The organism is Gaetbulibacter saemankumensis DSM 17032 (genome assembly GCF_000425645.1).
Lineage (GTDB): Bacteria > Bacteroidota > Bacteroidia > Flavobacteriales > Flavobacteriaceae > Gaetbulibacter > Gaetbulibacter saemankumensis.
The window spans coordinates 84451-97934 of record NZ_KE384430.1 but is presented as its reverse complement, the minus strand read 5'-3'; the positions used below and the strand labels follow the sequence as shown (position 1 = coordinate 97934).

The 13484-nt window shown below is 35.0% G+C and carries 10 protein-coding genes; 4 read left to right on the top strand and 6 right to left on the bottom strand.

The annotated features are described in order from the left end of the window. Window positions 1-63: 63 nt before the first annotated feature. Both H611_RS0107135 and H611_RS0107130 read right to left on the bottom strand, forming a co-directional pair. Window positions 64-1023, bottom strand: a complete 960-nt coding sequence (locus tag H611_RS0107135; protein ID WP_027137708.1) for an electron transfer flavoprotein subunit alpha/FixB family protein — start codon at window positions 1021-1023, stop codon at window positions 64-66. An 83-nt stretch (window positions 1024-1106) separates the two neighbouring features. Continuing rightward, window positions 1107-1853, bottom strand: a complete 747-nt coding sequence (locus H611_RS0107130; protein ID WP_027137707.1) for an electron transfer flavoprotein subunit beta/FixA family protein — start codon at window positions 1851-1853, stop codon at window positions 1107-1109. Window positions 1854-2008: 155 nt separating this feature from the next. Between H611_RS0107130 and H611_RS0107125 the strand changes: the two genes are divergently transcribed. Next, window positions 2009-2986 carry a pyruvate dehydrogenase complex E1 component subunit beta gene (locus H611_RS0107125; RefSeq protein WP_027137706.1) on the top strand — a complete coding sequence of 326 codons (978 nt, stop codon included), beginning with the start codon at window positions 2009-2011 and terminating at the stop codon, window positions 2984-2986. Between the two features lie 63 nt (window positions 2987-3049). Further along, the gene (locus H611_RS0107120) at window positions 3050-5554 is read left to right on the top strand and encodes a DUF5686 and carboxypeptidase-like regulatory domain-containing protein (protein ID WP_027137705.1); all 2505 of its coding nucleotides are present in this window, start codon (window positions 3050-3052) and stop codon (window positions 5552-5554) included. 151 nt (window positions 5555-5705) lie between these two features. Here the strand turns inward: H611_RS0107120 and H611_RS0107115 are convergent, their stop codons facing one another. Continuing rightward, the gene (locus H611_RS0107115) at window positions 5706-7883 is read right to left on the bottom strand and encodes a M1 family metallopeptidase (protein WP_245574778.1); all 2178 of its coding nucleotides are present in this window, start codon (window positions 7881-7883) and stop codon (window positions 5706-5708) included. Between the two features lie 225 nt (window positions 7884-8108). Here H611_RS0107115 and H611_RS0107110 point away from each other — a divergent pair, with 225 nt between their 5' ends. Together H611_RS0107110 and H611_RS0107105 are read left to right on the top strand one after the other, a co-directional pair. Beyond that, window positions 8109-8636, top strand: coding sequence for an inorganic diphosphatase (locus H611_RS0107110; RefSeq protein ID WP_027137703.1), 528 nt, complete (start codon window positions 8109-8111; stop codon window positions 8634-8636). A gap of 127 nt (window positions 8637-8763) precedes the next feature. Then, window positions 8764-11151: a sodium-translocating pyrophosphatase gene (locus H611_RS0107105; RefSeq protein WP_027137702.1), complete on the top strand. Its 2388-nt coding sequence runs from the start codon at window positions 8764-8766 to the stop codon at window positions 11149-11151. A gap of 48 nt (window positions 11152-11199) precedes the next feature. Here H611_RS0107105 and H611_RS14110 read toward each other — a convergent pair whose 3' ends face one another. The 3 genes from H611_RS14110 to H611_RS0107090 are packed head-to-tail and all read right to left on the bottom strand — an operon-like array spanning window position 11200 to window position 13291. Further along, window positions 11200-11871: a sterol desaturase family protein gene (locus tag H611_RS14110; protein WP_051238756.1), complete on the bottom strand. Its 672-nt coding sequence runs from the start codon at window positions 11869-11871 to the stop codon at window positions 11200-11202. A gap of 12 nt (window positions 11872-11883) precedes the next feature. Next, the gene (locus H611_RS0107095; RefSeq protein WP_027137701.1) at window positions 11884-12498 is read right to left on the bottom strand and encodes a deoxynucleoside kinase; all 615 of its coding nucleotides are present in this window, start codon (window positions 12496-12498) and stop codon (window positions 11884-11886) included. A 4-nt stretch (window positions 12499-12502) separates the two neighbouring features. Next, complete coding sequence (locus tag H611_RS0107090) at window positions 12503-13291, bottom strand: hypothetical protein (RefSeq protein ID WP_027137700.1); 789 nt, start codon at window positions 13289-13291, stop codon at window positions 12503-12505. Between the last annotated feature and the right edge of the window lie 193 nt (window positions 13292-13484).

Here is a 13484-nt window from a genome sequence, read left to right as displayed (position 1 = left end):
ATTTAAGAATACAATGCCAATTTAAACAGTTCTTTAGAACTATACAATTTAAAAAAAAATAATTTATTGTTGTGCCTTAAAAGCTTTTAATTTTTCTATAAGTTGAGGTACAACTTCGAAAGCATCCCCAACAACGCCATAATCGGCAGCTTTAAAGAATGGTGCTTCAGAATCTGTATTAATAACAACTTTTACTTTTGAAGCGTTTATTCCAGCAAGGTGTTGAATAGCTCCTGAAATACCTATGGCGATGTATAAGTTCGCAGCTACAGGTTTTCCGGTTTGTCCTACGTGCTCACCATGTGGTCTCCATCCTAAATCTGATACAGGCTTAGAACAGGCGGTTGCAGCACCTAAAACATCTGCTAATTCTTCAATCATTCCCCAGTTTTCAGGACCTTTTAAACCACGACCACCAGATACTACAATATCGGCATCGGCTATGCTTACTTTATTACTTGCTTTATCAACAGATTCAACTTTTACACCTGATTCTGAAATTTCAGGAGAAAAGGATTCTACTGCTGCTGCACCATTATGTTCAACAAGCCCAAAAGCGTTATTAGAGACTCCTAATATTTTTACCTCGGTATTGATAGCGGTTTGTTCAAAAGCTTTATTTGTGAAAGCAGTACGCTTTACAGTAAATGGAGCCGTGTTTGAAGGTGCTTCAATAACATTGGAAACGTATCCCGCATTTAAACTAACTGCTACAAGTGGTGCTAAATATTTACTGTTAGCACTCGAGCTTAAAACAACCACTTTCGACGCTTCTTTTTGCGCTGCTTGTTTAATAGCTTCGGCATAAGATGTAGCACAAAATGTATTTAATTGCTCGTTGGTTACGTTTAGAATTTTATCAACACCATAGGCGCCTAATTCTGAAGTGTCTTCTGTATTTATAGTAATAGCGGTAACAGTAGTACCTAATAGATTGGCTACGGCTTTAGCGTAGGAGGCCACTTCAAAAGCAACTTTTTTTAATTTACCTTGTTCTGATTCTGTATATACTAAAACTGACATGTGTTTTATGTTTTTAGTTGTGTCCCTGATAAATTAGGGATTGGATATTAATAGTTTGGTTTTGTTGTTTGATTGAGAAAAGCTTAAATAACCTTAGCTTCGTTATGAAGTAAGTTTACTAATTCATCTAAGTTATCTGTATCAACCATTTTAATAGCGCCTTTAGGTGCTGGTTTCTCAAATATTACAGAGGTCGTTTCTGAATTACTTTCAACAGGCTCTAAAACGGTTAAAGGTTTTTTACGAGCCATCATAATACCACGCATGTTTGGAATGCGTAAATCACTTTCTTCAACAATACCTTTTTGTACACCAATAACCAAAGGAAGAGAAGTTCTAACAGTTTCTTTTCCACCATCAATTTCTCTTATTACTGTAGCATGGTTTCCTTCTACCTCGATGCCAATACAGGTGTTTACGAAATTGATGTTGGTTAGTCCCGCAATCATGCCAGGAACCATACCGCCATTATAGTCAATAGATTCACGACCTGCAATGACTAAATCGTACCCCCCTGTTTTTACTACGTTAGCAAGTTGCTTAGCTACCGAAAAACCATCGGCAGGTTTAAAGTTTACTCGAATCGCCTCATCGGCACCAATAGCCAAGGCCTTGCGCAAAGTAGGTTCTGTATCAACTTGACCCACATTTACAACGGTTACATGTGCGCCTTGTTTTTCTTTAAACCACATAGCACGTGTTAATCCAAATTCGTCATTCGGATTGATTATAAATTGTACACCATTAGTGTCAAATAGAGTGTTGTCTTCAGTAAAGTTAATCTTTGAAGTGGTGTCGGGAACGTGACTAATACACACTAATATTTTCATAATATAATTAAATTAAGAGCTTAGTTTTTAATGAGGTTACGAAGTTAATTATTTTATTCAATATAAATATTATGCACGCATAATAAATTTTAAATATTTACTATTTAATACTAGCTATTTATTGTTATTTTTGTGTTCGATTTAAAATAGATTTAATGAAGACAATTCAATTTAGAGAAGCTATCTGTGAAGCTATGAGCGAAGAGATGCGCAGAGATGAGAGCATTTATTTGATGGGTGAAGAGGTCGCTGAGTACAATGGTGCATACAAGGCATCAAAAGGAATGTTAGATGAGTTCGGTCCAAAACGTGTTATTGATACCCCAATTGCAGAGCTTGGTTTTGCAGGAATTGCAGTTGGATCTACAATGACAGGTAATCGTCCAATCGTTGAATACATGACTTTTAACTTTTCTCTTGTTGGTATTGATCAAATTATAAACAACGCAGCTAAAATCAGACAAATGTCTGGTGGACAGTTTAAGTGTCCGATTGTATTTCGAGGGCCAACAGCTTCGGCAGGTCAATTAGGTGCAACACACTCGCAAGCGTTTGAAAGCTGGTTTGCCAATACACCAGGATTAAAAGTGGTAGTGCCATCAAACCCATACGATGCTAAAGGATTATTAAAAGCAGCTATTCGTGATGATGATCCGGTTATTTTTATGGAGAGTGAGCAAATGTATGGTGATAAAGGTGAGGTGCCAGAAGGTGAGTACATTTTACCATTAGGTGTTGCCGATGTGAAACGTGAAGGTAGCGATGTAACTATTGTATCGTTTGGTAAAATTATTAAAGAAGTTTATAAGGCAGCAGACGAACTAGCGAAAGAAGGTGTGTCTTGTGAAATTATCGATTTACGTACAGTTCGCCCCTTAGATAAGCAAGCAATTTTAGAGTCCGTTAAAAAGACAAACCGTTTGGTTATTGTTGAAGAAGCTTGGCCATTTGGAAACGTTTCAACAGAAATTACTTATATTGTACAAAATGAAGCATTCGATTATTTAGATGCTCCAATTATAAAAATAAATACAGCAGATACACCAGCCCCTTATTCTCCTGTTTTATTAGAAGAATGGCTGCCAAATAGCAACGAGGTTGTTAAGGCTGTAAATAAGGTATTGTATAAATAAAATATAACGTTTTTACGTTAGCTAAACTTCATCAACAAGCTTGTTGATGAAGTTTTTTGTATTATGAACTTAAGACTACTAACCATATTTTTTCTACTAACTACCATCTGTGCCTTTTCCCAAACCAAGGTCAGTGGCTATGTTTACGACGAATTTAACGAACCTATTTCTTTTGCGAATGTTATTTTTAAAGGCTCAACAAAAGGGACTATTACCAATGAAGACGGTCGATTTTATTTAGAATCTAATGAAACTTGGGACGGATTAACCATTTCTTTTATAGGCTATGAAACCTTAGTGGTACCACTTACTAAAAAAGTGAATTATGATTTAAAATTTGTGTTAAACGAAGAAGCCTCACAATTAGATCAGGTATTTATCGTGTCTGGAAAACAATCTAAAAAAAATAACCCAGCTATCGATATCTTAAGAAAAATATGGGAACGTAAACGTAAAAATGGTCTCAACCTCTATAATCAGTATGAATTTCAAAAATATGAAAAAGTCGAATTTGATATTAATACTATTGATAGTGCTCTAATTAATAGTCGACTTTTTAAGGGTATGGAGTTTGTGTTCGATGAAGTTGATACCTCGGATGTAACCGGAAAAACCTATTTACCCATATTTATAAACGAAGCCGTTTATGCTGTCTATGGAGATAACAATTTCAATAAAGAGAAGGAAGTCTTAAATGGAAATAAGAATTCGGGTTTTAGTGATAATCAGTTTATAATTGATTTTGTCGATGACCTGTATTCTGATTTCAATGTATACGATAATTATTTAAAGTTTTTTGATAAGAGTTTTGTGAGTCCGTTATCAAGAACCGGTATCAATACCTATAATTATGTTTTAAAAGACAGTGCTTATCTTGATAATAAATGGTGTTATAATATTATTTATTATCCGAGAAGAAAAAATGAGCTCACTTTTAAAGGTGATTTTTGGGTAGCTGATACCACATATGCTATAAAAGAAATTAAATTACAAGCTTCAAAAAGTGCCAATATAAACTGGGTGAAAGAAATTTATATTGAGCAGGAATTCGAAGTGGTGAGCGATTCGGTATTTCTTGTAAAGCGTGATTATATGATGTCGGATTTCGCGATTAATAAAAAGGAAAAGTCTCGTGGACTTTATGGAAAACGGACGACGCTATACGATAACTATAAATTCAATATTATAAAAGATAAAAAATTTTACGAACAAGGTGTTTATTTGTACGATGAGGATATCTATGATAAAGATGAAGCATTTTGGGAAGCCAACCGATTAGAATCTCTTAATAAGGATGAAAAAGGTGTTTATAAAATGCTCGATACCTTAAAGACCGTTAATAAGTTTAAAAGGCTGTATAACTTAGGTAGTATACTCGCTTCTGGATATATTGAATTTAATTCATTACCTCTGGATTATGGACCCGTGTTTTCTAGTTTTGGGTTTAATGAGGTTGAAGGTTTACGTCTTCGAACTGGTGGTAGAACCTATTTTGGGCGTAATGATCTCTGGAGAATAGAAGGGTTTTTAGCTTATGGACTTCGAGATGATAAATTTAAGTATGGTATTTCTGGAAAATGGTTATTAGATAAAAAGAATCGGGTTATTGTTTCAGGAGGGAATCGTCGGGATGTGGAGCAAATAGGAGTAAGTTTAACGGCGAGTACTGATGTTTTAGGGCGTAGCTTTGCTTCATCGGGATTAATAACTACCGGTCCGAACGATAAATTAACCAACATAAATTTAACCAGTTTAGCACTTGAAATAGAACCTTGGAGAAATGTTGTTTTTCGAGCTAGCGCCAATTACAGAACCTTAGAGTCGGCATCGCCAACATTCAGCCTTGATTATAATACACCAAATGGTGTTGCTTCTGAAGTTAAGCAGTTTGAATCTGTGTTTTCAGTATCTTATTTTCCAAAACGTAAGATGACCGGTTTTGGAGTGGAACGCTATGAAGCCAATGATGATTTTGCACGGTTATTTGCTCAGGTAAGCCACGGTGAAAAAGATGTTTTTAATAGTGATTTTGATTATACAAAAGTCCAGTTTTCATATATACAACCCTGGCAAGTAGGTGGCTTTGGACGTTTAACAAGTGTTGTGGAAGCCGGTAAAACTTTTGGTGAAATACCACTTGGGCTGTTAAGTGTGGTGCCAGGAAATCAGACATATTTTTCAATATATAACACTTTTACTTTACTAGATTATTACGAATTTGTAACAGATACTTATACCTCGGTACATCTGGAACATAATTTTAATGGTCGCTTGTTTTCAAGAATTCCGTTATTACGTAAACTTAATTGGCGGGAAATTTTTAGTATTCGAGGGGTTTGGGGTGATTTGTCTGATGAGAATATAGCGTTAAATACAACTAATAATCCTAATAGTATACCTTTAAATGCGCCTAGCAATGAGATTTATTATGAATACAGCGTGGGTATAGGTAATATTTTTAAAGTATTCAGAATCGATTTCAATTTTAGAGGAAACTATATTAACGATATAGATCATCCCGATGCCCGAAAGTTTGGTGTTACCGGTACTTTTGGTTTTTACTTTTAGAAATATTTTAAAAATTAAACTTGTTTGGTGCTTAATTTAAATTATTGATCTTCATAGTCTTTAATTTTTTTTGTAAAGCTTTTTATAGTATTTTTTCGTTTTATTCTCAGCAGAGTTACAAAGAATATCAATTCGTCTCTCGATAAAATTCTTAGTTTTTCTTTTTAAACTGTTCAAACTCCGATGGAATTTCTGTTTTTGGGAAGGAGTTATTAGTCATATTAACATCTGCAAATTCAAAATTAGGGTCTAAGTTAATACTTGAAACTTCTTTGTTTTTTATAAAGGTTTTTGTGACTTGGTATTCATCGAATCTCCATATTTGAGCAGGTAAGGTTTCAATTTCAGAGGTGCCATCTGTAAAATTCCATTCTATGGTGACAGGCATAACAAGACCGCCAAGATTTTTAATGGTTAATTCGTAAAGATTTTTTCCAGAGAGGCTCTTTCTCATGTCTTTTTCGTTGATACGAGACAGGAATCCTCCGTAATGACTATCGGGTGTATCGGTCATGGTTATAATTTCTGGGCCATTCGAGAAATCTTTGGCATTAGCTTGTGAACCCTTTGTTTTCGTGTTAATTTTAGTTTGATATTTTAGTAGCTTGTCTTCAATATTGGTGTTTTCTTCATCTACTTTAAACCATCTTACATTGCTTAATTCCATGTCTACATGGTCGGTTGTAAAAAACCATCCTCTTACAAACCAATCGATATCGGCAGCTGTGGCGTCAGACAGCGTTCTGAATAAATCACTCGGATTTGGATGTTTGAATTTCCATCGGTTCGCATATTCTTTAAAAGCCTCGTCAAAAAGTTCTTTTCCTATAATAGAATTCCGTAGCATTTGCAGTCCAACCGTAGGTTTGTTGTAGAAATTATTACCAAATTGACTGAATAATTCACTGTCTGAAGTTGTCATTATTGGACGTAAAATATTTTTATCACCATCCATAAAAGGAACAATGTTTTTAGGAGTAACATAATCGAAATTCGGGTATCTTTCGGCAACAGTCCGCTGGTCTAAAAAGGTGTTTAATCCTTCATCCATCCACATCCATTTGCGTTCGTCAGAACTCACGATCATAGGAAACCAATTGTGTCCTACTTCATGAATTATTACCCGAATCATATTTTGTTTTTGAAAATCACTTATTTTCCCATTTTTAGGTCGACCACCATTAAAGCTAATCATCGGAAATTCCATGCCTACATTTGATGTGTTAACAGAAATGGCTACGGGATAAGGGTAATCGAAAGTAGCTTCAGAATACACTTCTAGAGCTTGAATAACAGCTTTTGTTGATTCTTCCTGCCAAACAGGTAATCCTTCCTTAGGGTAATAAGACATGGCCATAACCGTATTAGTTGGTAAGTTTACAGCCTGAGCATCCCACATAAATTTTCTAGAAGAAGCAAAAGCAAAATCTCGTACGTTGGTGGCGGAAAATTTCCAGGTTTTTAGTTTGGTTGCTTTTGTCTTTTCGTTAGCCTCAGCTTCTTCTTTTGTAATAATTTGAATGGGTTTATTGTAGGATGATTTGGCTTCTTCGAAACGTTTTATCTGTGTTTTAGATAGAACCTGATTATGGTTTTGTAAACTTCCAGTCGACGCAATAATATGGTCTTCAGGTACCGAAATTTCAACTTCATAATTTCCAAATTCCAAAGCGAATTCACCTAAACGTTGAAATTGTTTGTTTTGCCAACCTTCAGTGTCATTATAAACGGCCATTCTAGGAAACCAATGGGCAATTAGGTATACAGTATTATCATCTTCGGGGAAATATTCGTAGCCTTCTCTTGATAAAAGAAACATACTTCTATCGGTAATTGGGTAAGACCAAGAAATTGAAATATTTGTTGATTCACCAGGGTTTAATGGTGTGTTTAATGTTACTTTCATCATGGTATTATTGATGATGTGCTTCAAATGGTTGTCAGAATTATCTTTAACATGTTTAATAGTATAACCTGCGGGGAAATCCTTTGCACGAGTTAATAACTGCATCTGGCGTGTGGTTATAGAATCTATTAAACTATTATTGAAATCACCAAAACTCTCATTTTCTTTTTTATTTACATTTTGTTCTAATTGAATCCATACATAATTTAAAATATCCGGAGAGTTGTTAATGTATGTAATGGTTTCTTCCCCTGAAAGTATATTGTTCTTTTCGTCAAGGGTTGCCTTAATTTTATAATTAGCTTGTTGTTGCCAATAGGCTTTACCTGGAGCACCACTTGCCGTTCGATAGGTGTTTGCTGGTTGTATTAGGTTGTCTAACGGTTCAAATTTACCTTGCCAAGGTTGGTTTTGGGCAGTCATTAAAGGACATATGAAACATGTCCATAATAGAATGATAAAAAGTCTCATAAAAATTGAATTAGTCACGTATTCAATTACAAGATAATAATTTAGAAATAGAAAGATGCTTATGCTTGATTGATTTTTTCTTAAACGATATAGTATAAAATTAAAATATAAATAGGTAGCATTTGTTGTTAAATCTCTTACTCTTCAGTACATTTGCGGTCTTAAATAAAAATTATAATGAGCAAGGAACAACCAGTAACATTTGATGTTTTAATAGAAATACCAAAGGGTAGTAGAAATAAATACGAATACGATTTTACATTACATAAAATACGTTTTGATCGTATGTTGTTTTCATCAATGATGTATCCGGGTGATTATGGTTTTATTCCTGAAACTTTGGCTTTAGATCAAGATCCACTGGATGTATTAGTGTTAGGTCATCAACCAACTTATCCAATGGTAGTAATGGAAGTAAGGCCAATAGGTGTATTCCATATGGCTGATGAAAAGGGACCAGATGAGAAAATAATCTGTGTACCAGTATCAGATCCAATTTGGAGCAACAATAAGGATATAAGTGACTTAAATCCACACCGTTTAAAAGAAATTGAACACTTTTTCCAAGTTTATAAAGACTTAGAGAAAAAGAAAGTTGATGTTGGTGGATGGGGTAATGCCCAAGAAGCTATCGAGATTTATCACCAATGTGTGAAACGCTACGAAGAAAGCGATCATAAAAAGAAACGCACGTTTACAATATAGGTTGATGTATTCTTAAAAATATCTTCAAAATTTTAAACCATTCTAATTTTAGGATGGTTTTTTTTATCACTTATATTTTCCTATTTTTAGCAGAATAAAAAAAATAATTTTAACCAACTAATTTAATATGGAATTAATATTGAAAATGTTACCGCTTTTCGGGGTGCTCGGATTAGCGTTTGTATTTGTGAAAAGTGCATGGGTGTCTAAACAAGATCAAGGCAATGAGAAAATGATAAAAATTGCCAAAAATATTGCCGATGGAGCCATGTCTTTCTTAAAAGCTGAATATAAAATTTTATCAATCTTCGTTATTGCCGTCGCTATTCTGTTATATTTCAAAGGGGCAAGTGAAGCAGGTTCTAATGGGGTTGTGGCTATTTCGTTTATTGTTGGAGCTATTTGTTCGGCATTGGCAGGATTTATTGGTATGAAGGTAGCCACCAAAGCCAATGTAAGGACTACCAGTGCAGCAAGAACATCTTTAGGAAAGGCCTTAGAAGTGGCTTTTGCCGGAGGAGCTGTTATGGGGTTAGGAGTTGTTGGTTTAGGTGTTCTTGGCCTAAGTAGTCTCTTTATGATTTACAGTGAAATGGGCTGGGGAATAAGTGAAGTACTAAATGTGCTTTCTGGATTTTCTTTAGGAGCTTCTTCTATAGCTTTATTTGCTCGTGTTGGAGGTGGAATTTATACCAAAGCGGCCGATGTGGGTGCCGATTTGGTTGGAAAGGTTGAAGCTGGTATTCCAGAGGATCACCCTTTAAATCCGGCTACTATAGCCGATAACGTAGGTGATAATGTTGGAGATGTTGCAGGTATGGGAGCCGATTTATTTGAGTCCTATGTGGGGTCAATTATAGGGACCATGGTTCTTGGTGCCTTTGTTATAACTCCGGGAATAGCAAATGGTTTAGGTGCCGTATATTTGCCACTGGTACTGGCTGCTATTGGAATCGTGATGTCTATTATAGGAACCTTTTTTGTAAAGGTAAAAGATGGTGGTAATCCTCAAACAGCTTTAAATATAGGTGAGTTTGGTTCTGCAGGGCTTATGGTTGTTGCTTCTTACTTTATTATTTATGAATTGATACCATCTAGTACCGAAGGTTTGCCTAGCGGTCCATTGGGTGTATTTATAGCGGTAATTGCCGGTTTGGTTGCTGGTTTGGCAGTAGGGAAAGTAACAGAGTATTATACGGGAACAGGAAAACCACCGGTTAATTCTATAGTAAAACAATCTGAAACAGGATCAGCTACCAATATTATTGCAGGTTTAGGTATCGGGATGATGTCTACAGCTATTCCCATTATCTTAATTGCAGCCGCGATATTAGTATCACATCATTTTGCTGGCTTATACGGTATTGCTATTGCAGCGGTTGGAATGTTAGCTAATACAGGAATTCAGTTGGCGGTTGATGCTTATGGACCAATTTCCGATAATGCGGGAGGTATTGCTGAAATGGCAGAATTACCTAGTGAAGTACGTGAGCGTACAGATAAATTAGATGCGGTAGGTAATACGACGGCTGCAATAGGAAAAGGGTTTGCTATTGCTTCGGCTGCGCTTACTGCATTGGCCTTGTTTGCTGCTTTTATGAAAACGGCTAATGTAACGGCTATTGATGTGTCCAAACCAGATATTATGGCTGGATTATTGGTAGGAGGTATGTTACCATTTGTTTTTTCAGCTTTATCTATGAATGCTGTTGGGCGGGCAGCCATGGCTATGATTGAGGAGGTTCGTAGACAATTCCGAGATATTCCTCAGTTAAAAGCAGCCTTAGAAGTGATGCGCAAGTATGATTCTGATATGACGAAGGCAAGTGAAGCTGATAGAAAGATATTTGATGCTGCCGATGGTTATGCTGAATATGATAAATGTGTGGATATCTCAACTAAAGCGTCTATCAAGGAAATGGTATTTCCAGGGTTATTAGCAATTGCTGTGCCAGTTGCAGTAGGATTTATTGGTACACCTGAAATGTTAGGTGGATTATTAGCGGGTGTTACTACCTGTGGTGTGCTTATGGCTATTTTTCAATCGAATGCCGGTGGGGCCTGGGATAATGCTAAGAAAACCATTGAAGAGCAAGGACGAAAAGGTTCCGATGCACATAAAGCCGCTGTAGTAGGTGATACGGTTGGTGATCCGTTTAAAGATACCTCTGGACCATCTTTAAATATACTTTTAAAGTTAATGTCGGTGGTTGCTTTAGTTATCGCACCAAGTATTGCAAACTCTTCAGACTCTGTAATGGCTTATGTTGAGGGGAGTACACCTGAGTTGATTGAAGTTCTTCAAAATGTAAATGTAGAAATGACTGAAAATGCAGACGGCACAGTAAAAGCCGTTATTAAAACAGTAACCGAGCAAAATGGAGCAAGTGAAACAAGTTACGAAACAATTGAAGGACTAAAAGCAGATGTGGAAGCTCGTATTGAAAGTTTACAAGCTAAAGCGGATTCAGAAAATCATATTCAAATTGAGAAAGTAATAAAACGCACAGAATAGGGTTTATGATTTAAACATAAAAAAAGGTCGCCATTTGGCGACCTTTTTTTATACATCTTGAATTTTACTGTTTTCTTCTTTCAAATATTTTCTTGGCATGGTTCTAAAAATAACATCCCACAAAGGTGATGAAACTCCAAAAGCTCTGTCGGTCTCTCTATAATGATGAATACTGTGGTGATACCATAAATGTTTCAGTATATTTTTGGGAACTCTAAAAGCATGAATGGAATAGTGTACAGCTAAATAGGTCGCATAGCCCATTAAAAACCCTGCCAAAAAACCGAAGGCATAATCACCTAAAATAACACGGTAAATAATAAAAAATACCGTAGCGATTATCAAGCTTAATAATGGAGGCATGGCTAATCTTGATTTATCTTTAGGGTAGTCATGATGAACACCATGCATGGTATAAGCTATCTTTTTTCGGCGTTCGGTTGTTGCTGGGATATGATATAAATACCGATGCGCGATATATTCAATAAAAGTAAAAAATATAAACCCGGCAAAGAATAAAAGTATCATTTCGGGGGTTTTAAATCCCTTTTCTATAATCCCGTAGTATATTAAAGCAGCTGCAATTACGGAGAAAATTATAAGAGGAAAAGAAATATGAGTATGGGTAAGCTTTTCTAATAATGGATTGTCAAATAATTGTGGAGACCCCTTGTGCTTAGGTCGTTTTAATTTGGTTGATTCTGCGTTAGTTGATTCCATAATGATATAAGTTTAAAACAAGCCGTTAATTTCAGCATCAATCGTGTTTATTATACTTCCCAGATCTTCAGGGTTATCTACAAAATCTAGTTTGTCTACATCAATAATTAATAATTTGCCTTTGTTGTAATCATGAATCCATGCTTCGTAACGTTCATTTAGGCGACTTAAGTAATCAATACTTATAGAGTTTTCGTATTCTCGCCCACGTTTATGAATTTGAGATACCAGATTAGGTATCGAGCTTCTTAGGTAAATAAGAACATCAGGGCCTTTAACTAGTGATTCCATTAACTCAAATAAGGCACGGTAGTTTTCAAAATCACGATTGGTCATAAGCCCCATAGCATGTAGATTGGGTGCAAAAATATGAGCGTCTTCGTAAATGGTTCTGTCCTGAATGATATCTTTACCACTTTGATGTATCTGTAAAACTTGACGAAATCGACTATTTAAAAAATATACCTGAAGGTTGAAACTCCAGCGTTCCATTTGGTTATAAAAATCATCAAGATATGGATTATCAACAACGTCTTCCAGTTGAGCTTCCCACTGATAATGCTTGGACAATAGTTTTGTAAGTGTAGTTTTTCCAGCACCAATATTTCCCGCAATGGCAATATGCATAGTGTTAGTTTGTTTTGATTTGGTATTCGTATATGGTTTCTTTATCGTAAATATACAAGGTTTCGTTGGTTACAAAAAACTGATCTATAGATAAATTCGGTACTTCTATTTTTGATATTTCATCTGTAGAATTATCATAGAAAAATAACGAGTCTTCTTTTTTTAAGACTAAGTTTCCTTGATTTTCATAAAATTCAGTAAAACCGGTATTGTTTAGTTTCTTGATTAGGCTTCCAAAATAATTATAAACATAAATATAATCTTCGGTAAGTAATATGCAATTGTTGTAGTTGCTTTTTAAGTCTAAAACCTTGCTTTTAATGGGGAGGGTTTGTGCTCTTGTAGTTTTAGTTTTATAATCGAAAAGTTCTAATTGTTGGTTATTTTGATTAAAAACCCAGATGGTATTATCAAATCCAGTTGTAATATGTGAGACATTCTTATACGGCGTGATGGTGTTGAAATCGATTTTAAACATTTCGGCGAGCCGATTGTCAAGAATAATGGCTGTATTAAAATCGCGATAAAAAACATTTATTTTTAAAGAGTTAAACGTGTTTACAGAACTTATGTCGCCTAATTGAAAATTGTTGTAACCGATATCGATACCTTTAGAATCATTTTTTCTTTTAAATAAGACATTTTCGGATATGTAGAAAATAGTATTAAAAGCATCAACACTTACTAAGGTATTAGCTTCTAAATCGATTTGTTTAACTAGTGTGATTTTAAGCTTATCTTGCGTATTAGTTGAAAACAGTATAAATGTAACGATATATAAAAAATGTTTCATGGTTATCGCAAATTACAAAAAACCTTTAGTTATGTAGCAAAACTATAAATACAATTAGTGTCCTAATTAAGATTAAAAAAAAATAATGCTAGGATGTAATCGTATAAATATATTTTAGGTTAAACTTTTTAATATAATTACAGTCTAAAATCAAGGAGTATTGTAAAGGTCGTAAAAAATAAAAACTATTAAA

Excerpts from the sequence above, each read along its gene's own strand:
- H611_RS0107135 (WP_027137708.1), bottom strand. The coding sequence starts at position 1,023 with ATGTCAGTTTTAGTATATACAGAATCAGAACAAGGTAAATTAAAAAAA.
- H611_RS0107130 (WP_027137707.1), bottom strand. The coding sequence starts at position 1,853 with ATGAAAATATTAGTGTGTATTAGTCACGTTCCCGACACCACTTCAAAG.
- H611_RS0107125 (WP_027137706.1), top strand. The coding sequence starts at position 2,009 with ATGAAGACAATTCAATTTAGAGAAGCTATCTGTGAAGCTATGAGCGAA.
- H611_RS0107120 (WP_027137705.1), top strand. The coding sequence starts at position 3,050 with ATGAACTTAAGACTACTAACCATATTTTTTCTACTAACTACCATCTGT.
- H611_RS0107115 (WP_245574778.1), bottom strand. The coding sequence starts at position 7,883 with ATGACTGCCCAAAACCAACCTTGGCAAGGTAAATTTGAACCGTTAGAC.
- H611_RS0107110 (WP_027137703.1), top strand. The coding sequence starts at position 8,109 with ATGAGCAAGGAACAACCAGTAACATTTGATGTTTTAATAGAAATACCA.
- H611_RS0107105 (WP_027137702.1), top strand. The coding sequence starts at position 8,764 with ATGGAATTAATATTGAAAATGTTACCGCTTTTCGGGGTGCTCGGATTA.
- H611_RS14110 (WP_051238756.1), bottom strand. The coding sequence starts at position 11,871 with ATGGAATCAACTAACGCAGAATCAACCAAATTAAAACGACCTAAGCAC.
- H611_RS0107095 (WP_027137701.1), bottom strand. The coding sequence starts at position 12,498 with ATGCATATTGCCATTGCGGGAAATATTGGTGCTGGAAAAACTACACTT.
- H611_RS0107090 (WP_027137700.1), bottom strand. The coding sequence starts at position 13,291 with ATGAAACATTTTTTATATATCGTTACATTTATACTGTTTTCAACTAAT.